Consider the following 23,837-nt stretch of genomic DNA (forward strand, 5'->3'; position numbering starts at 1 on the left):
AGTGCCCGGGCAGCGGCCAGGCGATCCGCATGGTGGCGCTGGACGCCGGCTGGAGCGACCTGGGCGCCTGGGAAGCGGTGTGGCAGGTGGCGGCCAAGGACGAACACGGCAACGCCGCCGTCGGCGATGCGATCGTGCGCGACAGCCGCGGCACGCTGGTGCACGCGACCAGCCGGCTCGTCGGCGCCGTCGGCCTGGACGACGTCGTCATCGTCGAGACCGCCGACGCGGTGCTGGTGGCCGACCGCTCGCGCAGCCAGGAGGTCAAGCAGATCGTCGCCCAGCTGGGCAGCCAGAAGCGCGACGAGCACACGCTGCACCGCAAGGTGCACCGGCCCTGGGGCTGGTACGACAGCATCGACTCGGGGCCGCGGCACCAGGTCAAGCGCATCCTGGTCAAACCCGGTGCGTCCCTCAGCCTGCAGATGCACCACCACCGCGCCGAGCACTGGATCGTCGTCAGCGGCACCGCCGAGGTGACGGTGGGCGACAAGGTGCTGCTCGTCACCGAGAACCAGAGCACCTACATCCCGCTGGGCGAGACCCACCGGCTGCGCAACCCCGGCAAGCTGCCGCTGGAGATCATCGAGGTGCAGTCCGGCAGCTACCTCGGCGAAGACGACATCGTGCGCTTCGAGGACACCTACGGCCGCCTCGGATCTTGAGGGCGGGCGGCCCGGCACGAGCCGGGGTTCTCCGGCGCTCAGGCGCCGATGCGGCCGATCGCGCGGTACTCGAAACCCAGCGTCTTCATGTAGGCCGGGTCGTAGAGGTTGCGGCCGTCGAAGACGACGGGCTGCTTCAGCGCCGCCTTCATCGCCTCGAAGTCCGGGTTGCGGAATTCTTTCCACTCGGTGATCACGACCAGCGCATCGGCACCGGCCAGCGCCTCGCCCTGGCTGGCGACGAACTCCAGGCCGGCGGCGCCGCCCATCACGCGGCGCGCCTCGTCCATCGCCACCGGGTCGTAGGCACGCAGGCTGGCGCCGCGCGCCAGCAGCGCGTCGACGATGACGCGGCTGGGCGCTTCGCGCATGTCGTCGGTGTTGGGCTTGAAGGCCAGGCCCCAGAGCGCGAAGCGGCGGCCGGCGAGGTCGGCGCCGAAACGCGCGACGATCTTGTCGACCAGCAGCAGCTTCTGGCGGTCGTTGGCGTCCTCGACCGCCTGCAGCACGCCGAGCTCGACGCCGTTCTCGCGTCCGGTGTGGATCAGCGCCTTCACGTCCTTCGGGAAGCAGCTGCCGCCGTAGCCGGTGCCGGCGTAGAGGAAGTGGGTGCCGATGCGCGGGTCGCTGCCGATGCCCTTGCGCACGCTCTCGATGTCGGCGCCGACCTTCTCGGCCAGGCGCGCGAGTTCGTTCATGAAGCTGATGCGCGTGGCCAGCATCGCGTTCGCGGCGTACTTGGTGAACTCGGCACTGGGCACGTCCATCACCAGCAGCCGGTCGTGGTTGCGCATGAACGGCGTGTACAGCGCACGCATCAGCAGCACCGCACGGTCGTCGTCGGCGCCGACGACGATGCGGTCCGGGCGCATGCAGTCCTCGACCGCCGCGCCTTCCTTCAGGAACTCGGGGTTGGAGACGACCGCGAAGTCCATCTCCAGGCCGCGCGCGGCGAGCGCCGCACGCACCGCGTCGCGCACCTTGGCGGCGGTGCCCACCGGCACCGTGCTCTTGTCGACGATGACCTTGTAGTCGGTCATGTGGCGGCCGATGTTGGTCGCAGCGGCCAGCACGTACTGCAGGTCGGCCGAGCCGTCCTCGTCGGGCGGCGTGCCGACACCGATGAACTGGATCGTGCCGTGGGCCACGGCGGCCGCGATGTCGGTCGTGAACTGCAGCCGGCCGGCGGCGACGTTGCGGCGCACGATCTCTTCGAGCCCGGGCTCGTGGATCGGGATGCCGCCGTCGTTGAGGATGCGGATCTTGCGCTCGTCGACGTCGAGGCAGACGACGTGATTGCCCATCTCGGACAGGCAGGCGCCTGTGACGAGGCCGACGTAGCCGGTTCCGACGACGGTGACTTTCAAACATCTTCTCCGGTGACGCGGCCTGGCGGCCGCCGACCGGCTGAGTGTAGCCGCCGCCGTCTTCCGGACCGGGCGCGCGCACCCTCGCGCGCAAGGGACAGCGGACCGGCCAATTGACGTTACGCAAGTTTACGAACGTCGGCGTTAGCGCCCGAGGCGGTGGCCGATGACAGGGCATCCGCACCGGCACCGGCCGGACGACACGAATCCAAGACGCAGGACGGGACGCATCGCCCGCCCAGGGCTTTCGTGCGCCGCTCGCAGCCGGTCCGTCGCACTCGACGACTCCCCGCCGCCGCCGTTCCACGAGACCCGCATGAACCGCCTGAACCTCAAGACCCGCACCCTGCCCGCGGGGCTGCTCCTGCCCATCGTGCTGCTCGCCGTCACAGGCTGCGGCGGCGGGGGTGGCGGCGAGACGAATGCCGCCGACACCGCGACCGACCCGACACCCCCTGTCGCGACGACGCCGACCCCTGGCGCCGTCACCGGCGACATCGTCGCCGCGACCCCGGACACCACGGCCGACATCACGCCCGACCCAAGCACCGGCCCGACGGCCGCCGCCACCCCGACGACGCCACTCGGCAGCGCCGCGGCGACGAGCACGCTGGTGGTGCGCGCCAGCGGCGTGCTGCTCGGCGGCGTCGGGTCGATGCTGAAGATCATCGCCGGCGGCCAGACCATCGCCACCACCGAGGTGCGCTCGACCGCTTACCAGGACTACGTCTACACGGTGCCGACGGTGAGCGCCGGCACGCGCGTGGACATCGCCTATACCAACGACGGCAGCTCCGGCAAGGTCGACCGCAACGCGTTCGTGGAGTCGATCACCGTCGACGGCAAGACCCTCGCCGCGACCGCGGCCCAGTACGACGTCGGCAGCGGCAACGCCGCATTCGACGGCGTGGACGTGCGCCCCGGGCAGTCGGGCATGTTCTGGAACGGCGCGCTGCGCTTCGTCGTCGACTCGGCCTCCGCGCCGGCCAGCACGAGCGGCGGCTTCTACGTCGACGCGACGGCCGGCAACGACGCCAACGCCGGCAACAGCGAATCAGCGCCCTGGAAGACGCTCGCCAAGCTCGCCGGCATCCGCCTGAGCACCGGCCAGGGCATCTTCCTGCGCTGCGGGCAGACCTGGCGCGAGCCGCTGGTGCTGTCGGAGTCGCAACTCGTCAACGGCTCGACCGTCGCCGGCTACGGCAGCGAATGCACGAGCACCAAGGCCGTGGTCTCGGGCGCGGTCGCGCTGAGCGGCGGCTGGACCCGTTCGGGCAACGTCTGGTCGCGCTCGGTGGCGGCGGGCACGCCCAAGATCACGCGCCTGACCGTCGGCAGCACCGTCTACCGCACCGCGCAGTGGCCCAACTATGCCGGCGCCGCGACCGAATACGACCTGGCCGATGCCACCTCGCCGAGCACGCGCAGCGCGCTGGTGATCTCGGCCGCCGGCGCCGCCGCGGTCGGCTCCAACGACCTCGTCGGCGCCACCGTCGCGCTGCGCAGCCTGCCGTGGCAGGCCGAGACGGCGACCGTCGCCGCCTACTCGGGCGGCCGCGTGACCTTCAGCGCGTCGACGACCAACACGCTGGGCGCCGGCGTCGGCTACCTCCTGCAGGACAAGCCCTGGATGCTCGACGCCGGCGGCGAGTTCTTCCACGACACCACGAACAACCGCGTGTCCGTCGTCGGCGCCGACGCCGACCAGCAGGCCAACCTCAACGGCTATGCCGTCGAGGGCGCCGCGCGCAGCACCGTGGTCAAGATCTCGGGCCGCACCGGCATCGTCGTACGCGACCTCGAGGCGACGATGTCGGCCGCCGACGGCTTTGCCGTCACCGACGTGCCCGGCGTCGTGATGGACCGGGTGCGCGCCACGCGCAACGGCCGCAGCGGCATCGCGCTGGCGATCTTCGACCCCGCGATCACCAGCACCGCGCGCAGCACGATCAGCGCCGCCTACGTCGACGCCAACTGGGTCAACGGCATCGACGCGACGCACCAGGACCGCACCGACGTGCTCGACACCAGCGTCAAGGACACCGGCATGGCCGGCAACGTCGGCAACTCGCTGGCCGGCATCGCCATCGGCGCCTCGGGCTCGGTCCAGCGCAGCACGGTCGCGAGCAGCGCGCAGTCGGCGATCCGCTTCTCCGGCACCGGCGGCAGCGTCGTGCGCAGCAACTCGGTCCAGACCTACTGCCTGCGTTTCGCCGACTGCGGCGCGATCTACAGCTGGAACGGCCCCAAGGCCTCGCGCAAGACGACGAACCAGTCGTGGACCGTCGAGAAGAACCAGGTCCTGGACGGCCGTACCAACGCCAACGGCGCCCTCGGCAGCCCCGACCACGTGGTCGCCGCGGTCTACCTCGACGACTACTCGCAGGGCGGGACCATCCGCGACAACACGATCGCGACGGTGCCGATCGGCATCTTCCTGCACAACGTCAGCCAGACCGCCGTCAGCGACAACCGCGTGTGGCTGACGACGCGCTCGGGCCTGACCGCGTCGATGGACCAGACCGACTACGACTACATGACGGGCAACACCGTCTCGGGCAACGAGTTCGTGCGCACCACGACCTCCAGCGGCAGCTTCCCGGCGCAGCCGGTGACGACGCAGACGCAGTTCGTGCAGGTGAACAACTCGCTCGTCGGCACGGCCACGCTGACCAGCGGCGCCAACATCTTCAGCGCCAACCGCTACCTCGAGCACAACGGCAACACCGGCAACTTCGCGCGGCTGAAGGACGCGTCGGGCGAGCGCCTGATCAGCGCCGAAGCCTGGCTCGCGCTCGCGTCCACCGACGCCCCGGCGCAGATGCCGGTGATCTTCGCGATGTCGACCTTCGAGTTCGGGCCGAACCTGCTCTCCGGCGGCGACTTCAGCGCGTCGCTGTCGCCGTGGACGACCTACTTCACCGCGAGTTCGCCGCGCGGCAGCGCGCGCTGGCTGGCCTCGCTGACCGGCTGCAGCAGCGGCTGCGTCGAGCTCAAGCCGGCCAAGCTCGGCGACATGCTGTCGAGCCCGGCGGTTGCGCTCACCGCCGGCACGCTCTACCAGTACCGCTACACCGCGGTCTACGAGGCCGCCGGCACGGTGGGCGAGCCCTTCATCGCGCGCACGGTCTCGCCCTGGGACTCGATGATGGACGCCAGCGGCTACAAGGCCAACGCGTCGCGCAGCGGCAGCACCGGCCAGGTGACCAACTACGAGGCCTTCTTCACCGCGAAGACGACGGCCAACGCGCAGGTGAACATCCAGGTCGCGACCGCCTACACCCCGATCGCCTTCGACAACGTGTCGCTGCGGGCCGTGCTTGGCTACCGCTTCTCGCAAGCGGCGGACTGGCGCCGCCTGATCAGCGCCGGCACGACGGCACTGACGGTCGACTGCGCCGCCCTGGGCTGGCCCGCCGGCTGCAGCGTCGGCGGCCCCGACGGTACGCCGGTCGCGCTGCCGGCGACCGTGAACGCGGGCGACAGCCGGCTGTTCGTACGCCTGGATTCCGAGTGGAAACGCTGAACGCGGCTTAGCCCCGCAATCGCAACCGAGGCCGCCCCTGAGGCGGCCTTTCTTCTGCTCCCGGACCGCCGTGGCGCGGGGACATTTCCCGCCGCCGCCGCCGCTTGCTACCCTCGATGCGACCGTCAGCGCGGACCTCGGGAGGCACAGCGGTGAAGATCGCGTTCTTGGTTCAGGCGCACACCAACGTGGCCCAGCTCGCGCTGCTCGCGCGCGCGCTGCACAGCGCACGCAGCGAGGTCTGGCTGCACCTGGATGCGAAGTGCAGCGAAGACCCGTCGCCGCTGCTCGCCGACGCGCAGCTGGTGCCGCGCATCCCCGTCTATCACGCCGGCTTTTCGCAGGTGCGCGCGACGCTGATCCTGCTGCGCGCCGCGTTCGAGCGCGGCTACGACCACTACTTCCTGCTGTCCGGCCAGTGTTTCCCGATCAAGCCGCTGGACTGGCTGTTCGAGCGCCTGGACCCGGGCCACGACCGCCTGAACTGCTACCCGCTGCCGCGCGACATCCTGGCCAAGCGCCTGGACCGGCTGGAGCGCTTCTACTTCGAGCGCCACGCCGACAGCCTGCTGCACCGGCTGGGCAACAAGATCGCCTGGCGCCTGCCCAAGCGCAACTTCGTCAAGGGGCTGTCGCTGTGGCCTTACGGCGGCTCCAACTGGTGGTGCCTGCGCCACTCGACCGTCGCCTACGTGCTGCGCTACGCCGACACGAACCCCGGCTTCTCGCGTTTCCTGTCGACGACGCTGTGCAGCGACGAGGTGTTCTTCCAGTCCATCGTCTCGAACATGGCGATCGAGCACGAGCTGCGCCCGGCGCTGTTCTGCGCCGACTTCGACCCGTCGACGCACCGGCCGCGCGTCTACACACGCGCCGACATCCCGCTGCTCGACGCGCGCGAGGTCTTCGTCGCGCGCAAGATGGACCTGGCGGTCGACGCCGGCCTGCTGGAGCACTACGCCGGCGTCGCCCGCGGCTGAGCGCCGGCGCCAGCCCTAGCGCGCCTCGGGCACGGCCGCCACGCGCGGCCGGGGCTGCCACTGCAGCAGCAGCGCCTCGTAGGCACCGAGGATGGCCTCCCAGGTGAAACCGGCCTCGAAGCGCTCGGTGTTGCGCCCGGCCAGCAGCGCGGCGAGCCCGGGTTCGGCCAGCAGCCGTTCGAGCTGGGCGGAAAAAGCGTCGGCACCGTCGAAGTACAGCGCGCCTTCGGCGCAGACCCAGCGGTTGAAGCGGTTGTCGTGCGCCAGCACGGCGTTGCCGGCGCCCAGCGCCTCGACCAGCGACGGGTTGGTGCCGCCGACCTGGTGACCGTGCACGTAGGCCAGCGCGTGCGCGCGCAGCGCCTGCACCACCGGCGGGTCGTAGATCGCGCCGACGAAGTCGACCTCGGGCCCGGCGGCGGCACGGACCGCGTCGTGGTACGGATGGCCGGCGTCGTAGCGCCCGAGCACGACCAGGCGCAGGCCGCGCGGCCGCGCGGAAAAACCACGCACGATCTCGAGGATCGAGTTCTCGGGCTCGGGCCGCGCGACGACGGTCAGGTAGCGCCCCGGCACCAGGCCGTAAGGCGCCAGCGCCTGCAGCGGCGGCGCGACGACACGATCGGCGCCGTAGGGAATCATCGTGATGCGCTCGGCAGCGGCCCAGCGCCGCAGATGGACCTTGATCTCCGGGTGGTCGGCCACGAGGTGGTCCGAGAGCCAGCAGCCGGCCCACTCGTTGAGCCGGAACCACGCCTTCGCGACCGGCCCCCACTTGGCGCGCGCCCACTCGATGCCGTCCATGTTCGTCACGTTGGGCACGCCGCTGCGGCGCAGCAGCAGGCTGAAGACCGCGGTGTTGTAGCCCAGCGTCAGGCACAGGTCGGGGTGGCGCGCGGCATGGCGTGTCGCATGCCAGTCGAAGACGACGGTGCCGGCGGCGCCGCCGCGCGCGACCGGCACGTGCACGCGCTCGATGCCGCGCCACTCGTCGACCGCCACCGGGCCGCGGCCGTCCTGCTGGCAATAGACGACGACACGCCAGCCGCGGCGCACCAGGTGCAGCGCCAGCTGTTCGGCGAAGGTCTCGAAGCCGCCGTGGCGGGCCGGCACGCCACGCGTGCCCAGGATGCGCAGCGTCGGCGCGTTCGGAGGTGAGGTCATCATCGGGTCGGGCATTCGGCAAGCGCGCGCCGCAGCAGCCGCCAGGCCGGCTCATCGGCCGAGCGCCGGCGCTCCTGGCGGCCCGCGCCGACCTCGGCGTCCCAGCCCTGCCATTCGCGGAACGCGTGGTAGGTCCAGCTCCAGCGGTACTCCTGGAACAGGGCGATCAGGTCGGCAAGGTAACGCTCGCGTGCACCGGGCGGCGCCCAGCGCACCGCGCCGAACTCGCCAACGTAGATCGGCGCGCCGCTGCGGCGTTGGAAGGCCCGCACCGGCTCCAGATCGGCGCGCAGCCGCGCGGCGTCGTAGCGGCCCTGGCCCGGCACCTCGCCGGGATAGTCGACGGCGCCGACAAAGCGCGGGTCGCCGCTGTCCTGGTGGCTGAACTCGAAAGGCTCGTAGAAGTGCACGCTGTAGATCACACGCTCGACCGGCAGCGCCTCGACGGTGCGGAAGGCCATCGGGCGCGCGCCCGGCGACGGTTCGTAGACGATGTCGAAACGCGGGTCGACGGCACGCACCGCCGCGATCAGCTGCATCGCCAGCGCCGCCCACAGCCGCTCCTTCTCGGCGAAGTCCCGCCCCGAAGGATGGGCCTCGTTGACCAGGTCCAGCGCCGCCAGCGCCGCCTGGCCGCGCAAGCGCGTCGCCAGCTCCCGCCACAGCGCCACCAGGCTGCGCTGCAGCGATTCGCGCCGCCACAGCGGCGAGCGCGGGTCCGGCGACGGCCGCAGCACCGGGATGACCTTCATGCGCTGGTCGCCGGCCAGCTGCAGCGTGCGCATCAGCTCGTCGACACCTCGCGCCGGCCATTCGTAGGCCTCGCCGTCCGGCGTCGGGCGCAGCGCGATGCCCAGGCGCACGAGGTCGGCGCCGGCGGCGGCCATGTCGACGAAGTCGCGCGCCGGCCGGTTGAACACCTCGCCGAGGTGGAAACCGCGGCCGGTGACGGCCGGCCCGCCGGCCCCGGGACAGGCAGCCTGCGCCGGCAGCGTGGCGGCGAGCGCCGAACCGGCGGCCCCGGCGAGCACAGCGCGGCGCGCGATCACGGCCGCGCCTCCAGCGACTCGCGGTAGACGCGTGCGAACGCATCCAGGAAGGCGCGCTGCGTGAAACGTTCGCCGACGCGCTGGCGGGCCAGCCCGCCGAGGCGGCGGCGCTCGTCGGCCGAGTCGGCCAGGGTTTCGATCGCCTGCGCCAGGGCCTGGGCCGACACCGGCGGGCACAGCAGCCCGGCGCGGCCGCCATCGACCATCTCGACGACGCCGCCATGACCGAAGGCGACGATGGGCTTGGACGCGGCCATCGCCTCGAGCACGACGGTGGGGAAGGGGTCGGGCTCGATCGACGGCAGCACGAAGACGTCGATGTCGGCGAGCACGTCGGCGATGTCGGGCCGGAAGTCCTCGACCGCGACGCAGGCCGCACGCGGGCCGAGCGCGCCGACCTGGGCCAGCAGCTGCTCGCGCAGCGCCTCCTCGCCGGCGAACACGCCGCCGACGAGCAGGAAGCGCAGGTCGTCGCGCCGCGCCAGCAGCACCGCCGCGCTGTCGACCAGCGTGCCCTGCCCCTTCCACCAGTTGATGCGGCCGATCATGCCGACGACGATGGCGTCGGCCGGCCAGCCGTGGCTCTCGCGCACCCGGCCACGCACGCCGCCGACGGCACGCGCCGGGTCGATGCCGTTGTAGACGGTGGCGGTCTTCGCGACCAGCGCCGGGTTGAGCGCGCACAGGTGACGCCGGGTCGCGTCCGAGACCGTCACGACCTGCTGCGACCAGCGCTCCAGCAGCCGCGCGACCAGCGCCGCGTACCAGTGCGGCCGGGTCGTGATCTCGTGCACGTGCCAGACGTGCGGCACGCCGCAGCGCCGCGCCGCCAGCGCACCGGCGAAGACCGCGGTGGTGTTGGTGTGCACGACCTCGATGCCGTGGTCGCGGATCAGCCCCGAGATGAAGGCCACCGCGCGCTTCAGTCGCAGCGCACGGTTGAGCAGCCCGGCCGGCGTGAAGTAGCGCCGGCGCAGCACACCCAGGTTGTGCAGCCCGACGACGGCGCCGACGCCTTCGAGCGCCGGCCGCAGCGGCCCGTCGCCCGGCAGCACGACGCGGCATTCGTGGCCGGCCTGCAGCAGGCCACCGACCAGTTCCAGCAGGATGCGGTCGGCTCCGTAGAGCTCGGCGCCGGCGTGCACGAAGAGCAGCTTCATGTGCCCAGCGACGGATCGAAGACGGAGTAGCGCGTGCCCAGACGCTCGAAGCGCCATTCGCGCGCCACCGCGTCGGGGTCGAACTGGCGCAGCACGCCGCTGCGCGACGCGAAGCCGCCGATGCTCCAGCGCTCGATCCAGCGCGGGACGCGCGCCAGCGCCCGTGCCGGCCCCCAGCGCAGGGCGCCGTGGCGGCGCTGCAGCAGGCGGGTCTCTTCGGCCATGCCGCTGTGCATGCTGAGGTTGGCGCCGGTGGCCATGTAGCTGGCCAGCGGCAGGTCGACCCGGGCGAAGCGGCAGCCGGCGTCGAGCAGGCGCAGCATCAGGTCCATGTCGGCGGCGTAGCGCAGGCGCGTGTCCAGCCGCAGCAGCCCCTCGTCCCAGAGCCGGCGGCGATAGAACAGCGTGCAGGAATAGAGGTAGAGGAAGCTGTTGCGGATGTAGAACGCACGCGGCGGCGGCTCGCGGCGGAAGGCGAGCGGGCGCCCGTCGGGGCCGACGATGATCGCGTCGCCGAACACCGCGTCGATGCCGGGGTCGCGCTCGAACGCCGCCTGCACCGCTGCCAGCGCGCCCGGCAGGTACTGCTCGTCGGCGTTCAGCCACGACAGGTAGGCGCCGCCGGAGCGGCTCCAAGCGCGGTTGATCGCGTCGTACATGCCGCTGTCGCGCTCGCTGCGCAGCGCGAGCCCGGGCTGGCCTGCGCACCAGGCCGCGGTGCCGTCGCTCGAGCAGGCGTCCTGCACCAGGTGCTCGCGCAGCTCGGGCTGGGCCGCCACCGAGGCGACGCAGGCGCGGATCAACGGCATGCCGTTGCGCACCGCGGTGGCGACGGAAAAGGCTGGATTCATGGTCGGCTGCGCGCGGGCGCGATGAAGTAGCTCATGGCCGTGAGCAGCGCGAAGAAGACCCAGACCAGCGTCGCCAGCGCCGTCTTCGCGAGCAGCGGGTTGAAGGTGTAGACGACGACGCTGCCGACGCTGGCCAGCAGCAGCCAGGCCAGCAGGTCGAGCTCGCGCGTCCAGGCGTCGCGGCGCCCGGCGCGCCAGAGGACCGCGATGCTGCGCGACCAGACCCAGACGAGCGGCAGCGCCCACAGCGCCCCCGCCAGCAAGCCGCCGGCACGCAGGAAGTCGAGCACGTCGCTGTGCGTCGGCAGCGCGCCGGCGCCGAGCACCGGGTCGACCCAGAGGTCGAAGTAGATGCCGGTCGAGCCGGTGAACAGGGTGCCGATCAGCGGCGAGGCCAGGAACTCCTGCCAGGCGACGCGGTACTGGTGCTGGCGGAAGTCGACGTTGCCGACGGGTGTCACGTCGCGCACCTGCGACACGTACAGGCCGTAGGCCACGGCCAGCGCCAGCAGCGCCAGGAACAGCAGGTACAGCACCAGCGCCCGTTTGACCGAGTTGTTCGTGCTCGGGATGACCGAACGCAGCCGCCAGCCGATCATCAGCAGCGTCAGCGCCAGCACCAGCGTCGGCGTGTTCTTCAGCGCGGCGACGGTGCCGCCGAGGATCAGCACAAAGGCGGCGGCACGCAGCAGCCGCGGCGCCCGCCAGACGAACAGGATCGGATAGAGCAGCGGCACGACGATGAACTCGCGCTCGTGGATCACGGTGTCGCGCACGTGCGGGTTGGCCAGGCGCGCGCCCAGCGTCTCGGCCGCGACGAGCACGCCAAACACCGCCGCGAGCGCCAGCACCCAGCCGACGATGCGCAGCGTGTTGTGGCCCCGCAGCACCAGCACGAAGCCGAACCCGATCGCGGTGTAGAGGCCGACGATCAGGAAGGTGTTCTGGATGTCGAGCTGGGTGCGGGCGTAGAGGCTGCCGGCGATGATCAGCAGCGCCAGCAGCGCCAGCGGCAGCCAGGCCAGCCGCAGCCCCGCGATCGCCGGCCGCCCGCGGCCACGCACGATGCCGTCGCCGACGACGCACAGCGTGCAGGCGCAGGCCATCGCGACGCCGACCAGGTGCTTGAGCCCGGACTGCATCAGGTTCAGGCCCAGCAGCGCGTCGTGGGCGACGAAGAAGGCGAAAGCCAGCGCCGCGGCGAGGCAGACGTCGGTCAGCATCCAGTGCCCGGCGCGCGGGCTCGCCACCGGCTCGAAGACCGCGCTCACTGGATCACCCTTAGTCCTGTCGGCCGGTCCCGCCAGGCGGGAATGAGCCCCGGACAAGTCCTGAGGGCTCATCGCCGGGCCTGCTCGATCAGCTGCGCGTACAGACGCCGGTGTTCCAGCGCCGACGCGGCGTCGGAGAAGCGCTCGACCGCCCGGGCGCGCGCCGCCTGCCCGGCCGCCGCGCGCCGCGCCGGGTCCTGCAGCGCACGTTCGAGTGCCGCGTACAGCGCGTCGGCATCGACCGTCTGCGCCAGCCAGCCGGTGACGCCGTCCTCGACCAGGTCCGGGATGCCGCCGGTGGCGAAGCCGACCGTCGGCAGCGCGCAGGCGGTGGCCTCGAGCACCGTGTTCGGCAGGTTGTCCTGCCGGCTGGGCGCGACGAAGACATCGGCGGCCGAATACAGCGCGATCAGCGACTCCTCGTCGTGCAGCTGGCCGACGCCGTAGGCCGGGACGCCATGCACCGAGCTGCGGCCGCGAGCGCCGCCGTAGACCGCCAGCACGACCCGGTCGCGCCACGGCGAACCCTGCAGCCGCGCGAGCGCGGCGTCGAGCAGGTCGTAGCCCTTGCGCCGGTCGGAGGTCGCGTGCACCGCGCCGAACAGCAGCACGACGCGCTCTGCCGGCAGGCCGAACAGCGCGCGCGCCGCGGTGCGGTCGATCGGGCGGAACCGTTCGAGATCGAGCCCGTTGGGAATCACGTGCACCGGGCGCTCGCGCGCCACCGGGCTGCGCGCGGCGACATCGGCCAGCCAGCGGCTGGGCGTGACGAAGGCCAGGCGGCCACGCTGCGCCGCCTGCACCTTGGCGTGCAGGCGCCGCGCCGCCAGCGGCGCCGCCGGGCGCGCGTGCTGCTGCGGGCACGGCGAGCAGCCCCGGGTCTCGAAGCCGCCGCAGCCTTCGTCGTAGTGGCAGCCGCCGGTGAAGGGCCACATGTCGTGGGCGGTCCAGACCGCCGGACGCCCCAGGCGCTCGATCTCGCGCACCGAGGCGAAGCCCGCGTGCAGGCCGTGCCAGTGCACGAGGTCGGGCGCGAACGCCGCGAGCCGGCCGGCGATGCCCGCCGGCAGCCAGTTGACCGAGAAGGCACCGAGCGTGGCCCCGGTCCGGCGCGCCGGCAGATGGTCCAGGTGCGGGCGCAGCCGCGCCCAGATCCGGGCGACACCGCCCGAGGGGCCGTCGACGCGCACGTCGCCGGCGCTGCGCACCTGCACGAACAGCCGGGCGTCGACGCCGGCGCGCACGATCGCGTCGAGCAGCCGGTAGGCCGCACGCGCGGCGCCGCCGTCGAGGTCGAAGCTGCTGACCAGGGCGACCTTCATCGCAGCGGCACCGGCAGGTGGCGGGCGGCACGGCGCACGGGAAGCGAGGGCATCGGCACGGCGGCTCAGGACCCGGCGCCGCGCGGCGGCGAGACCCAGCCAGCGGTGGCGGCCGGCGCCTGCCGGCCGTCGACGAGGCCGTCGTAGAAGCGCTCGAGTTCGGCACAGCAGGCGCCGAGCTCATGGTGCTCGCGCACGTAGCGCCGGGCGGCAGCGGCCATGCGGTCGAGCCGGGCGCCGTCGGGCAGCAGTTCGTGCAGCAAGGTGGCCAGGCGCTCGACGTCGCCTTCGTCGAAGGCGCAGCCGGTGACGCCGTCGAGCATGCCTTCCTCGATGCCCGCACGCGCCGAGGTCAGCACCGGCACGCCGGCGCACTGCGCCTCCAGCAGCACCATGCCCAGGCCCTCGGCGTCGCCGTTGCCGGCGGTGATGCTGGGCAGGCACAGCAGGCGCGCCGCGGCGAGTTCGGTGCGCACTCCGGCGGCGTCGAGCGCGCCGGTGAAGTGGCAGTCCAGCCCGAGCTCGGCCGCGAGCGCCTGGTAGCGATCACGGCCCTCGCCGTCGCCGACGACGCGCAGCTGCAGCGCCGCCAGCCCCTGGCGCGCACGCGCGGCGGCCTGCAGCAGCAGCGGCAGCCCTTTCTTCTCGGCCAGCCGGCCGACGAACAGCACACGCGGCGGGCGCTGCGCGGCCGGCAGCGGCGCCGGGTCGAAGGCGCGCACGTCGATGCCGATGTGCTGCACGCGCAGGCGGGCATCGGGCAGCCCGACCGCCAGCGCGCGCCGCCGGATGGCCTGCGACACCGCGACGATGTGCACGTTCGGCCGGCGCGCGATCTCGGCCAGCCGGGCGTGATAACCGATCAGGTCGGCACCGCCGGTGCCGCGGTCCCACCAGGCGGTGTCGACCTGGATGTCGTAACCGTGCAGCGTGACGACGATCGGACAGCTGAAGTGGCGCAGGGCCGGCCACAGGCGGACCAGGTCGACGCCGAAGTGCACGTGCAGCACGTCGGCACGCTCGCGCCGCAGCACCTGGGCGAGCCAGGCCTGGTCGAGCCCGGTGCGTGCCGCCAGCCGGGCGAGCCGGGCCCGCAGCGGGCCGGCCGGCGCGCCGAACAGGCTGCGGTGCTCGACAGCCGACAGGTCCAGCGACGGCGTCGTGCGCGCCAGGCCGACGAGGCTGGCGCGCCAGCGCGACAGGCTGCCGGCCTGCGCACGCACGAAGGTCTCCGACACCGGCAGCAACTGCTGGCGCAGGAACACCACCTTGCGCGCGGCCGTCATGCCCGCCCCCGGAAGGCGCGGCGCGGGCGCAGCGGGTCGAGCAGGTACCACAGCGCCAGCGGCAGCGAGAAGCCGTCGCGCGAGCGGATCGCCGAGCGCAGCAGCGCGCGGTGGTGACGGCGGAAGTTGGCGTAGTCGACCACGCCGCGCCAGGCGCCGACGACGTTCCAGCAGTCGCGGTGGTACTTGTGGCGGCGCTCGTCGAGCCATTCGACGTGCACCGTCGGCACCGGCGCCGCGGCGAGCACGAAATGCTGCGCCACGCGCGCGAACCACTCGTAGTCCTGATGCCGGCGCAGGTGCTCGGCCCAGGGCTGGCGCTCGACGAGCTCGCGCCGGAAGACGTAGCTGCTGGTCTGCGCCGGCAGGTAGGACAGCAGGTAGTTCTCGGGCGTGCCCAGGCGGCGGAAGTGGCAGGCTTCGAGCACGATGCTGTCGGCCGGGCCGTGCACGCGGATCGAGCCGTAGACCATGTCGGCGCGCTGCGCACGCGCGACGTCCAAGGCCTGTTGCAGATGCTGCGGGTCCCACCAGTCGTCGGAGTCGAGCAGCGCGATCCACGGCGTCGCCGCCAGCCGCGCGCCGAGGTTGCGCGCCTGGTTGGCGTTGCGGCAGGCGCTGCCGTCGACGATGCGCAAGCGCGGGTCGTCGGCGATGCTCCCCAGGCGCGAGCGCGCCTCGCCGGCGTCGACCGCGTGGTTGGCGACGACCAGCACCTGCTGCGGCGCGTGGCCCTGCGCCAGCGCCGAGCGCACGCAGCGCTCGATGTCGCCGTCGCGCTTGCCGTAAGGCACGACGACGGAGACGGCTTCGGGGTCTGGGTGCATCACGTTGGGGTCCCGGCGCGGCTCGGACGGGCGATCAGGCGTGGCCGAAATAGCGCGCGCCGACCGGTGCCGGCATCGCCTGTTCCATCGCGGTCAGGAAGCTGTCCTGGAGCCGGAAACTCGCCGGCACTTCCAGGCCAACGGTGGAACTGCGCACCAGCATGCCGTCGGGGATCAGCCCCGACAGGCCGAGCCGGATCTGGCTCAGCTTGCGCTCGACGCCGGGCAGGATCGTGCGGTCGTTCATCGTCACCCAGTAGGTGATGGGCTCCATGCGCGGCCCGAGCCGGGCGACCAGGCGACGCACCTTGATCGCGTGCTGGGCCAGCGCGAGCCGGTCCTCGCCGAGCGTGCGCACCGCGAAGCCCTGGGCCGAATAGCAGAACTCGGGGCGGTGCACGGCGGTGGCGTCGGTGGCCTGGTCTTCGCCGTAGGCGATGGAAAGCATCAGGCGCCGGCCCTCGCGGTCGACGTAGGTGCGCGCCAGCACCTGCGAATAGGTGCGCTCCAGCGTCGCCCGCAGCGACGGGTCGGGCAGCACCGGCACCACGGCCGGGTCTATCGTCCAGCCCGAGAACGCCTGCGGCACCTGCTGCTCCAGGTGCACCGGCATCAGCTCCAGCGAGGCCCGCTGGCGCGGCCGCAGCGCCAGCGCCGACGCCGCAGCGCCGGCGCACAGCCCCGCGAACAGCAGCGCGCGCCGCTTCACGCCGGCCTCCGGGGCGGGCGCTGCGGCATGAAGCGGCCGATCAGCGAGTCGGTCGCCAGGATCAGCACCAGCGCCACCAGGAACAGCGTCATGCCGGCAAAACCGTGCGCGAAGCCCTGGCCGGCGCCGTCGCCGAAGTGATAGGTCACGAGCACCAGCACGATCACGCGCGTGACGTTGGCGACGAAGGAGATCGGGATGATCAGCAGCGCCAGCAGCACGTTGCGGCGCAGCGACTGGTGGTTCACCAGGTTCATGTACAGCAGCCCCAGCGCCTCGAGCGTGAACATCGAGTTCAGCCCGGCGCAGGCGTCGGCGACGAGCAGCTGGAACTGGCCGACGTAGAGGATCACGCCGGAGCGGGCGACCGGGTAGCCCGCCTGGTACAGCAGGTACTCGGCGACGCTGGACACCGCCTGCTTCAGCGGCGACGTGATCGCCGTGACCAGGATGCCCGGCAGCGGCACCATGAACAGCAGGAAGAACAGGAAGAACAGCCCCCAGCGCAGGCCGGCCAGCCCGCGCGTGAGCAGCAGCGCGGCGGCGAGGATGGGCAGGTGCGCCAGGACCTCGATCGTGTCGACCGACTGCGAACGCCCGACGACGTAGAGCATCAGCCCCGCCGCCAGCAGCGCCCAGCCCGCGAGCGGCGCCGGCCGTTGCGGCAGCTCCAGCAGTTGCTGCCGGCGCGTCCACGCCAGCCACATCGTGACGCCGAGGATGATCGGCCCGTGGCCCTGCTCGTCGCTCAGCCAGACGTGCTGCGCCAGCATCGTCCAGCTGGGCACGAGCAGCAGCGCCAGGCCGGCCAGCATCCACAGCCCCGGCGCGCCGAGGCGGCCGGCACCGACGGGTGCCACGTGGACCTCAGTACTCATTGACGACGATGCCGACCATGCGCACCGCGCTGCCGACGATGGCGCCGGCCAGGTCGCTGAGGTCGTCGACACGGGCGCGATGCTGGCGCGCGATCAGCAGCGCCGCGCCGCAGCGCCCGGCGATCACCGAGGCGTCGGCGCCGTGCACCGCCGCCGGCGTGTCGACGACGACGTGGTCGAACTTCGCCGTCAGCTCGCGCATCAGCAGGCCGAAGGCCGGGCGTTCGACGAGCTCGAGCGGGTTCGGCGGCGTCGCGCCCACCGGCAGCACGAACAGGCTGGAGACGCCGGGGATCTGCTTGATGACGTGGCTGTCGCTGCGCCCGGACAGGATTCCCGACAGGCCGGCGCGGTTCTCGAGCTTGAACAGCTCGTGCTGGCGCGGGCCGCGCAGATCGGCGTCGATCAGCAGCGTGCGCCCGCCCAGCTGCGCCAGCGCCACCGCGACGTTGGCCGCGGTGTAGGTCTTGCCGTCGCCGGCGTCGGGGCTGATCACCGCCAGCGCCCGCCGCGGCTCGGCGTCGTTGAACAGGCGCATCAGCAGCTGGCTGCGCAGCGCCCGGAACGACTCCGACTGCGGGCTGAACGGTTCGTTGAGCACCACCAGCTCCGAGCCCAGCCGGCGCTCGTCCTGCGGTGCGACCGGGTAGTGGAACTGGCGCGACAGCGCATACAGCACGTCGTCGCGCGTCACCAGCCCGAGCGCCACCGCGGCCTCGCCGAAACGCACGCCGTGCTGGCGCTGGTAGGCCAGCGTGCGCTCCACCGCTTCCGGCGGCAGCTGGCACGACTCGCGCATCAGCTCGCCGATGGCGCGGTCGTGCACGACCTCGTCGACATCGACCTCGGGCGCCTCGGCGCCGGCTGCTGCCGACAAGGACGCGAACGGCAGGTCCTCGACGGCGGAATCGCGGAACTTCGCCATCCTCAGGCTCCCTTTCGACCCGGCAACACAGCCAGCAGACGCTGGGACATCGCCAGGTTGCGCTGGCGCTGACGCCGGCCCGAACCCGGCTTCGGAAGCAGCCCGATCACCGGCAGGCCCAGGGCGACGGCAACGTCGGCCGGGGCGCGCACGCGGCGGTCGCGCAGCTCGGCGACCAGCACCGCGCCGATGGCCAGCAAGGCGCCGGCGAGCGCGGCGACCACGGTGTTCAGCAGCACGCGCGGCGACGACGGCGACAGCGGCGCGACGGCCTGCGTCAGCAGGTGCACGTTGCTCTGCGGCGCCTGGCTCTCGAGCGTGCTCTGGTTCTGCCGCGTGATGATCGTGTCGTAGGTGCGCTGCGCGTTCTCGACGTCGCGCACGATGACCGAGCCCTCGTCGCGCATCGCCTTCATCTGCAGCATCTTGGCGCGCTGCGCGTCCAGCTCGGCGCGGATGCGGGTCTCGCGCTCGCGGTTGATCGTGTCGCTGACGCCGATGCCGGCCGTCACGCGGCGCGTCTCGGCGTCCATGCGCGCCCGCAGCTCGCCGATGTTGGCGCGCGCCTCGACGACCTGCGGGTTGGCGTCGCCCAGACGCGTCGTCAGCTCCTTCAGCCGCGCTTCGGCGCGGTTGACGTCCGACTTCAGCCCGGCGATGACGGGGTTGGCCAGCACCTCCTGCATCCGGTCGGACTGGTTGCCGCGCGCCTGCGCGTAGCGGCTGCCGCTGTCGGCGGTCAGCGACTGCACCGCGACCAGCTGCGAGGACAGCTCGTTCAGGCGTGCGTTCTCGATGTCCAGGCGTTCGTCGGTGGCGATGATCCCGTGCTCGCGCTGGAAGGCCGACAGCCGCGCCTGCGCCTTCTCGAGGGTCTCGCGCGCCTCCTTGGCGCGCACGTCGAAGAAGCCGGCGTACTGGCGGGCGGGGTCGACGCGCAGTTCCAGCGTCGTCTGGATGTAGGCGTCGGCGAAGGCGTTGGCCAGCGCCGCGGCGAAACGCGGGTCCGCAGCCGAGTAGGTGATGCTGATGACACTGCTCTCGCGCGCCGGCAGCACCTCCATCTGGCGCTGGAACACGCCGGCGAGCCACTGCTCGAGCGTGCCGCGGCCGCCGGTGGCCTCGACCCATTGCGCGCGCACCTGCGGGTCGTCGGCGAACTTCAGGTTGCGCACCACGCGCTGGGCGACGCGGTCGCTGCGCAGCACGTCGATCTGCGTCGCCACCATCGCCGGCGGCACCATGCCGCCATAGGCGATGGCCGACACCGGGTCGGGCTTGAAGTCCATCACCACGCTGGAAGTCGCGGTGTAGGTCTTGGGCATCGACAGGCTCACCCCGGCGGTGACGACGACCGCCACCGCGAGCAAGGCGGCGGCGAGCAGCCAGCGCGCACGGATGATCGCGAGGAACTGTCCCAAAGTCATCCTGTACCTCCCGGGCGGCTCAGAACAGGCTCTCGCGCACGTAGACGACGTCGCCGTCCTGCACACGATCGTCCATCTTCGGTTGCAAGACCTGCACCGCCCCGTCGGCACCTCGCCGGTGCACGCGGATGCCACGTTCGGTCCCGCGCTGCGTCAGGCCGCCGCCGGTCGCCAGCGCCTGCATCAGCGTCATGTCGCGCTCCAGGCGCAGGGCCCCGGGCCGCTGCACCTCGCCGTAGATGTAGACCACGCTCTGCCGGTCGACCCAGATCGTGTCGCCGTCGACGATGCGCAGGTCGCGCTCGCGCCCGCCTTCGGCGAACAACGTCGGCAGGTCGATCTCGGCGCGGAACGGCCGGCCCTCGCGCAGGCCGCTGACGACGATGATGTCGGCGCCGCCCGTCGAGACGCCGCCGGCCAGCGCCAGCAGGTCGGTGAGCCGCATGCCGGCCACCTCCAGCGCGTAACGCCCGGGACGGTTGACGTGGCCGAGCACGCTCGCCTGGTTGCCCCGCACCTGCAGCACGACGATCGTCACCTGCGGCTGGCGCACGAAGTTGCCGTTGCGCAGCGCGTCGGCGATCAGCTTCTCGGCCGCGGCGACGGTCTGGCCGCCGATGCGCAGGCTGCCGATCAGCGGATACGAGATCACGCCCGACTCCGTGACCCGGGTCTCCAGCGTCAGATCGGGGTTTTGGTAGACCAGGATGCGCACCACGTCGCCGGCGCCGAGCCGGTAGTCGCCCGCCGCCGACGCCACGGCGGGCGTGTTCGGCGCCGCCGCCGGCGCGGCGCCAGCGCCGCGCTGCCGCCGACGGCCAGCAGCACGACGGCGAGGATGTTCAGCACTCGAAGAAGCGGCTTCAGCATCACTTGATCCCCAGTCCCTTGCCGATCGCGGAGGCGTCGAGCGCGTCGGCCGAAGCCGCGGGCGCAGGAGCCGGAGCCGACGCCGGCGCTGCCGCGGCGGGAGCGTCCTTGGCGAACTTGCCGACGTACTCGATGCTCGCCTGCGCGCGCATCGCCTTCAGGTTGTCCTCGACGATGCTGCGCTTGCGGTCGTTGAGGATGAACTGCTCGATGGCCGGGCCGGCGCTCTTCTCGTCGACCGGCTGATCACGGGCGTCGACGATCGCGATGACCTGCAGTCCGGCGGGGACCGTCTGCGTCAGCAGACTGCCCGGCTGCATGCGCGCGAACGCCTTCACGTTGGCCAGCGGCAGCTGTTCCGCCCCCCGGACCACCTGGCTGCCGGTGTAGCGCAAGCCCACCTGCTTCAGGTGCTCGACGAAGTTCGGCAGCGAAGGGTCGCGGTTCAGGCGCGCCTTCAGTTCGCCCGCCTGCTCGGGGCTGGCCTCGATCACCAGCTCCTGCAGGCTGTAGACGCGGCGCTCGCGGAACAGCGCCGGCTCGTCCTCGTAGTAGCGGTGGATCTCCTGCGGCGTCGGCCGGGGCACGCCCTCGCTGATCTTCTCGAGATAGGCGCGCGCCAGCACGTCCCGGCGCGCACTCTCCAGCTGCTGCACGACCTTGGGGTCGCGGTCGAGCTTCAGGTCGTCGGCCTTCTGCAGCGCCAGCTGCTGGTCGATCAGTCGTTCCAGGATCTGCCGGCCGACGACCTCGGCCTGTCCGGGCTGCACGCCACGCTGCTGCTGCAGCACGAAGTTGATCTGGTGGACGGTGATGTCGTCCTTGTTGACGCGTGCCGCCGTCTGGCTCGCGGACTCCCGGCTGCCGCCACAGCCGGCCACGATGACGACCGCCAGCACCAGGGTCGTCGCGGCCAGACGGGGTCTCGGATTCGTGCCCCCGGTCGTCTTCAGATGCATAGCGTGATTCCCGGTTGTCTGCTGATCATTTGCACGAATTAAGCCGCCACGCGGGGTCCGGTGCCGGTTCGGGCCCTGCCACGAAAGCTGCCCAGTCTAGGTGCGCATTACCGAATGCCGGACTTCTCGGCATGCAACGACGCTCTCCACTCGTGACAAAGCCATTGCCGCGCAATGGCCGTCATTGCGCTCAACTCCCAGCCTCGGCAAGAACCGCTCCCGCTCAATGAGCGGGGCCTCGGCAGCGCTTCAGTAGATACGAATGGAGCGGCGTGTGGGCGCCCCGGTTCCGGGTAACCCCTCGGAATGCGGGACGAAAACCGGCGTATTGGCGCCGCGCTGGTTAGCGGATGTGAGCAATCGCCGCACGCCGCGGCGGGGTATCAGCTCAGCGCTTGGACGCGAGCGATCTGCCAGCCGCGGCCGGCGCTCTTCAGGTTGGCGAGCAGCCAGAGTTCACGAAACGGCGCGGCGCCGTCGTCCATGCGCTCGCGGATCCAGCCCGAGAACTCGACGCTGGCGACGAGGCCCTGGCCGACCTCGTCGAGACCGAGCAGCCGCGCCTGCAGCGACAGCACCTCGGTGCGGTTGGGGCCGGGGCCGCGGGCCTCGAGCTGCTCGCGCAACTCGGCCAGCAGGTCATCGGTGGTGATGGCCGCGATCGCGCCGAGGTCGGCGGCGTCCCAGGCGGCCTGGAGCGTGACGAAGCTCGCGCGTGCGACGCGCAGGAAATCTTCGACGTCGGCGGAGCAGGCTGCTGCGCCCTTGCTGGCGTGCCGCAGCGGCGAAACCCGCCGCTTCAGGCGCGCCAGGCGACTCAGCACTTGATCCCCACGTGCAGCGCGACGACGCCGGCACTCATGTTGTGCACGTCGACGTGGCCGAAGCCGGCCTCCTTCATCATCGACTTGAGCGTCTGCTGGTCGGGGTGCATGCGGATCGATTCGGCCAGGTAGCGGTAGCTTTCTTCGTCGCCAGCGACGAAGCGCCCGATCTTGGGCATGACGTTGAAGGAATACCAGTCGTAGGGTTTAGCCAGCGGCGCGGCGACCTTCGAGAACTCCAGCACCATCAGCCGGCCACCCTCGCGCAGCACGCGGCCCATCTCGCGCAGTGCGCCGTCCTTGTGCGTCATGTTGCGCAGGCCGAAGGCGACGGTGACGAGGTCGAAGCTGGCGTCGGCGAACGGCAGGTGCTCGGCGTCGCAGGTGGTCGTCGGCAGCACCAGGCCTTCGTCGAGCAGGCGGTCGCGGCCGGTGCGCAGCATCGCTTCGTTGATGTCGGTGTGCACGACGGTGCCGCTGGCGCCCACCTTGCGCGCGAAGGCGCGCGCCAGGTCGCCGGTGCCGCCGGCGATGTCGAGCACGCGGTCGCCCGGCTTCACGTTGGCTACCGCCACCGTGTAGGCCTTCCACGCCCGGTGCATGCCCATCGAGAGCAGGTCGTTCATCACGTCGTAGCGCGAGGCGACCGAGTCGAAGACGCCGCGCACACGGCGCGCCTTCTCCGCCTCGTCGACGGTCTGGTAGCCGAAATGGGTCTGGGCCATGGGGGGATTCAGGAGTGATGGGAAGCGCAGCCGCCGGCGCGCTTGGGCGCCATCGGCGCGTCGCGGTCGGCGCCGGCGGCGGCCAGGCGTTGCTGGTAGTCCTCCCACAGCGCCGTTTCGTCGGCGCCGAGGCGGTAGAGGTACTCCCAGGTGTAGATGCCGCTGTCGTGGCCGTCGGAGAAGCTGGGGCGCACGCCGTAGTGGCCGACGGGCTCGAGGGCCTCGATCAGCACCTCGCGCTTGCCGGTCTGCAGCGTCTCCTGGCCCGGGCCGTGGCCCTGGACCTCGGCCGACGGCGAATACACGCGCATCAGCTCGAACGGGATGCGAAAGCGCGCACCGTCGTCGAAGCCGACCTCCAGCGCGCGCGAGGCCTGATGCACGGTGATCGAGGTGGGCTGCGGCGCGCGGGGCGAGGACATGCGGGCGAAGGGCGTTGACGACCGCGGGAGTGTATCGCCGCACCCCATGAAAAAAGGCGGTGCATGGCACCGCCCTTGACCCAGGTGGGGACGTCCGCCGTTAGACGTTGCTGCGGCGGCGCGAGGCGATGAAGCCGACGATGCCCAGGCCCGCGAGCATCAGCGCGTAGGTCTCGGGTTCAGGCACCGGCGCCGCGGCCAGCACGCCGGCGTAGGCGCCGCCGAACGAGCCGCTGGTGAAGCCGGTGAGTGCCAGCGCGTAGGTGCCGGCGGCCAGTCCCGAGAAGGACAGGCCGTCAGCCGCGGTGGCCGAGCCGAGCGTCACGAACGACTCGTCGAGCAGGGCGATGCCCAGGTTGCTGAAGGACCAGCTGGGCGGGAACTTCAGGTCGGTGACGTCGATCCGCAGGCTCGACAGTTCCGACAGCGTGAAGGTGAAGGTGTCGAACACGAAGCCCGAACCGGTACCGTTGAAGAACACCGGATCGGTGCCCAAGGTGCCGAGATCGGTCGCCGCAAATGACGATAGGCTGGTGGCAAGCAATGCCGCCGCCGCGAGAGGTTTCAATTTCATTGCAACTCCTGGCAGTAGAACGTTGAAAGACATCGACGGGTTCGCGGCCCGCCAGT

General features: G+C 71.9%; 22 protein-coding genes. 3 read left to right on the top strand and 19 right to left on the bottom strand.

Annotated features, from left to right (window positions below; genetic code table 11):
- Positions 1–665 (top strand): cupin domain-containing protein (locus CKO43_RS06845; protein ID WP_200378235.1); only part of this gene is annotated, 665 nt, incomplete at its 5' end.
- A 38-nt stretch (positions 666–703) separates the two neighbouring features.
- Here the strand turns inward: CKO43_RS06845 and CKO43_RS06850 are convergent.
- A complete protein-coding gene (locus tag CKO43_RS06850) occupies positions 704–2,032 on the bottom strand; it encodes a UDP-glucose dehydrogenase family protein (protein ID WP_200231767.1) in 1,329 nt (442 codons plus the stop codon).
- Between the two features lie 316 nt (positions 2,033–2,348).
- Here CKO43_RS06850 and CKO43_RS06855 point away from each other — a divergent pair, with 316 nt between their 5' ends.
- Positions 2,349–5,558 (top strand): carbohydrate-binding domain-containing protein, encoded by a 3,210-nt coding sequence (locus CKO43_RS06855; RefSeq protein ID WP_200378236.1) that lies wholly within the window; start codon positions 2,349–2,351, stop codon positions 5,556–5,558.
- A 152-nt stretch (positions 5,559–5,710) separates the two neighbouring features.
- A complete protein-coding gene (locus CKO43_RS06860) occupies positions 5,711–6,538 on the top strand; it encodes a beta-1,6-N-acetylglucosaminyltransferase (protein WP_200231765.1) in 828 nt (275 codons plus the stop codon).
- A gap of 15 nt (positions 6,539–6,553) precedes the next feature.
- On the opposite strand, the gene CKO43_RS06865 is transcribed toward CKO43_RS06860, so the two are convergent.
- From CKO43_RS06865 to CKO43_RS06950, 18 genes are all read right to left on the bottom strand, one after another.
- Positions 6,554–7,705 carry a DUF1972 domain-containing protein gene (locus CKO43_RS06865; protein ID WP_242481082.1) on the bottom strand — a complete coding sequence of 384 codons (1,152 nt, stop codon included), beginning with the start codon at positions 7,703–7,705 and terminating at the stop codon, positions 6,554–6,556.
- Entirely contained in the window at positions 7,702–8,751 is a 1,050-nt protein-coding gene (locus CKO43_RS06870) for a cellulase family glycosylhydrolase (RefSeq protein ID WP_200378238.1), read from the bottom strand. The genes CKO43_RS06865 and CKO43_RS06870 overlap by 4 nt, the downstream gene beginning before the upstream one ends.
- Complete coding sequence (locus CKO43_RS06875; RefSeq protein WP_200378239.1) at positions 8,748–9,911, bottom strand: glycosyltransferase family 4 protein; 1,164 nt, start codon at positions 9,909–9,911, stop codon at positions 8,748–8,750. The genes CKO43_RS06870 and CKO43_RS06875 overlap by 4 nt, the downstream gene beginning before the upstream one ends.
- The gene (locus CKO43_RS06880) at positions 9,908–10,762 is read right to left on the bottom strand and encodes a glycosyltransferase (protein ID WP_200378240.1); all 855 of its coding nucleotides are present in this window, start codon (positions 10,760–10,762) and stop codon (positions 9,908–9,910) included. The genes CKO43_RS06875 and CKO43_RS06880 overlap by 4 nt, the downstream gene beginning before the upstream one ends.
- Entirely contained in the window at positions 10,759–12,033 is a 1,275-nt protein-coding gene (locus CKO43_RS06885) for a hypothetical protein (RefSeq protein WP_200378241.1), read from the bottom strand. The genes CKO43_RS06880 and CKO43_RS06885 overlap by 4 nt, the downstream gene beginning before the upstream one ends.
- Before the next feature lie 68 nt (positions 12,034–12,101).
- A complete protein-coding gene (locus tag CKO43_RS06890) occupies positions 12,102–13,355 on the bottom strand; it encodes a glycosyltransferase (protein WP_200378242.1) in 1,254 nt (417 codons plus the stop codon).
- A 65-nt stretch (positions 13,356–13,420) separates the two neighbouring features.
- Positions 13,421–14,641 (bottom strand): glycosyltransferase, encoded by a 1,221-nt coding sequence (locus CKO43_RS06895; protein WP_200231758.1) that lies wholly within the window; start codon positions 14,639–14,641, stop codon positions 13,421–13,423.
- On the bottom strand, positions 14,638–15,468 hold the full coding sequence (locus CKO43_RS06900) for a glycosyltransferase family 2 protein (protein ID WP_200378243.1): 831 nt from the start codon (positions 15,466–15,468) through the stop codon (positions 14,638–14,640). Before CKO43_RS06900 ends, CKO43_RS06895 begins: the two co-directional genes overlap by 4 nt.
- 34 nt (positions 15,469–15,502) lie before the next feature.
- Positions 15,503–16,177 (bottom strand): exosortase-associated protein EpsI, B-type, encoded by a 675-nt coding sequence (gene epsI, locus CKO43_RS06905; RefSeq protein WP_200231756.1) that lies wholly within the window; start codon positions 16,175–16,177, stop codon positions 15,503–15,505.
- A complete protein-coding gene (xrtB, locus tag CKO43_RS06910) occupies positions 16,174–17,037 on the bottom strand; it encodes an exosortase B (RefSeq protein WP_346014500.1) in 864 nt (287 codons plus the stop codon). The genes epsI and xrtB overlap by 4 nt, the downstream gene beginning before the upstream one ends.
- A 7-nt stretch (positions 17,038–17,044) precedes the next feature.
- On the bottom strand, positions 17,045–17,980 hold the full coding sequence (locus CKO43_RS06915; protein ID WP_200378244.1) for a polysaccharide biosynthesis tyrosine autokinase: 936 nt from the start codon (positions 17,978–17,980) through the stop codon (positions 17,045–17,047).
- Positions 17,981–17,982: 2 nt separating this feature from the next.
- Entirely contained in the window at positions 17,983–19,407 is a 1,425-nt protein-coding gene (gene epsF, locus CKO43_RS06920) for a chain length determinant protein EpsF (protein ID WP_200231753.1), read from the bottom strand.
- Between the two features lie 19 nt (positions 19,408–19,426).
- A complete protein-coding gene (epsE, locus tag CKO43_RS06925) occupies positions 19,427–20,167 on the bottom strand; it encodes a polysaccharide export protein EpsE (protein ID WP_200378245.1) in 741 nt (246 codons plus the stop codon).
- A gap of 109 nt (positions 20,168–20,276) precedes the next feature.
- Positions 20,277–21,236, bottom strand: a complete 960-nt coding sequence (locus tag CKO43_RS06930; RefSeq protein ID WP_200378246.1) for an EpsD family peptidyl-prolyl cis-trans isomerase — start codon at positions 21,234–21,236, stop codon at positions 20,277–20,279.
- Between the two features lie 383 nt (positions 21,237–21,619).
- Positions 21,620–22,060 (bottom strand): TIM44-like domain-containing protein, encoded by a 441-nt coding sequence (locus CKO43_RS06935; protein ID WP_200230695.1) that lies wholly within the window; start codon positions 22,058–22,060, stop codon positions 21,620–21,622.
- Positions 22,054–22,785 carry a bifunctional demethylmenaquinone methyltransferase/2-methoxy-6-polyprenyl-1,4-benzoquinol methylase UbiE gene (ubiE, locus tag CKO43_RS06940; protein WP_200230694.1) on the bottom strand — a complete coding sequence of 244 codons (732 nt, stop codon included), beginning with the start codon at positions 22,783–22,785 and terminating at the stop codon, positions 22,054–22,056. Before ubiE ends, CKO43_RS06935 begins: the two co-directional genes overlap by 7 nt.
- Positions 22,786–22,793: 8 nt before the next feature.
- Complete coding sequence (locus tag CKO43_RS06945; protein WP_200230693.1) at positions 22,794–23,207, bottom strand: gamma-butyrobetaine hydroxylase-like domain-containing protein; 414 nt, start codon at positions 23,205–23,207, stop codon at positions 22,794–22,796.
- Positions 23,208–23,307: 100 nt separating this feature from the next.
- Complete coding sequence (locus CKO43_RS06950) at positions 23,308–23,781, bottom strand: FxDxF family PEP-CTERM protein (protein WP_200230691.1); 474 nt, start codon at positions 23,779–23,781, stop codon at positions 23,308–23,310.
- Positions 23,782–23,837: the final 56 nt, after the last annotated feature.

The sequence above is a fragment of the Rubrivivax gelatinosus genome (genome assembly GCF_016583785.1).
Taxonomy (GTDB): Bacteria; Pseudomonadota; Gammaproteobacteria; order Burkholderiales; family Burkholderiaceae_C; genus Rubrivivax; species Rubrivivax gelatinosus_B.

Coding starts and splice junctions, on each gene's coding strand:
- CKO43_RS06855 (WP_200378236.1), top strand. CDS start 2,349: ATGAACCGCCTGAACCTCAAGACCCGCACCCTGCCCGCGGGGCTGCTC.
- CKO43_RS06865 (WP_242481082.1), bottom strand. CDS start 7,705: ATGATGACCTCACCTCCGAACGCGCCGACGCTGCGCATCCTGGGCACG.
- CKO43_RS06875 (WP_200378239.1), bottom strand. CDS start 9,911: ATGAAGCTGCTCTTCGTGCACGCCGGCGCCGAGCTCTACGGAGCCGAC.
- CKO43_RS06880 (WP_200378240.1), bottom strand. CDS start 10,762: ATGAATCCAGCCTTTTCCGTCGCCACCGCGGTGCGCAACGGCATGCCG.
- CKO43_RS06890 (WP_200378242.1), bottom strand. CDS start 13,355: ATGAAGGTCGCCCTGGTCAGCAGCTTCGACCTCGACGGCGGCGCCGCG.
- CKO43_RS06895 (WP_200231758.1), bottom strand. CDS start 14,641: ATGACGGCCGCGCGCAAGGTGGTGTTCCTGCGCCAGCAGTTGCTGCCG.
- CKO43_RS06900 (WP_200378243.1), bottom strand. CDS start 15,468: ATGCACCCAGACCCCGAAGCCGTCTCCGTCGTCGTGCCTTACGGCAAG.
- CKO43_RS06915 (WP_200378244.1), bottom strand. CDS start 17,980: ATGGCGAAGTTCCGCGATTCCGCCGTCGAGGACCTGCCGTTCGCGTCC.
- epsF (WP_200231753.1), bottom strand. CDS start 19,407: ATGACTTTGGGACAGTTCCTCGCGATCATCCGTGCGCGCTGGCTGCTC.
- CKO43_RS06930 (WP_200378246.1), bottom strand. CDS start 21,236: ATGCATCTGAAGACGACCGGGGGCACGAATCCGAGACCCCGTCTGGCC.
- ubiE (WP_200230694.1), bottom strand. CDS start 22,785: ATGGCCCAGACCCATTTCGGCTACCAGACCGTCGACGAGGCGGAGAAG.
- CKO43_RS06945 (WP_200230693.1), bottom strand. CDS start 23,207: ATGTCCTCGCCCCGCGCGCCGCAGCCCACCTCGATCACCGTGCATCAG.
- CKO43_RS06950 (WP_200230691.1), bottom strand. CDS start 23,781: ATGAAATTGAAACCTCTCGCGGCGGCGGCATTGCTTGCCACCAGCCTA.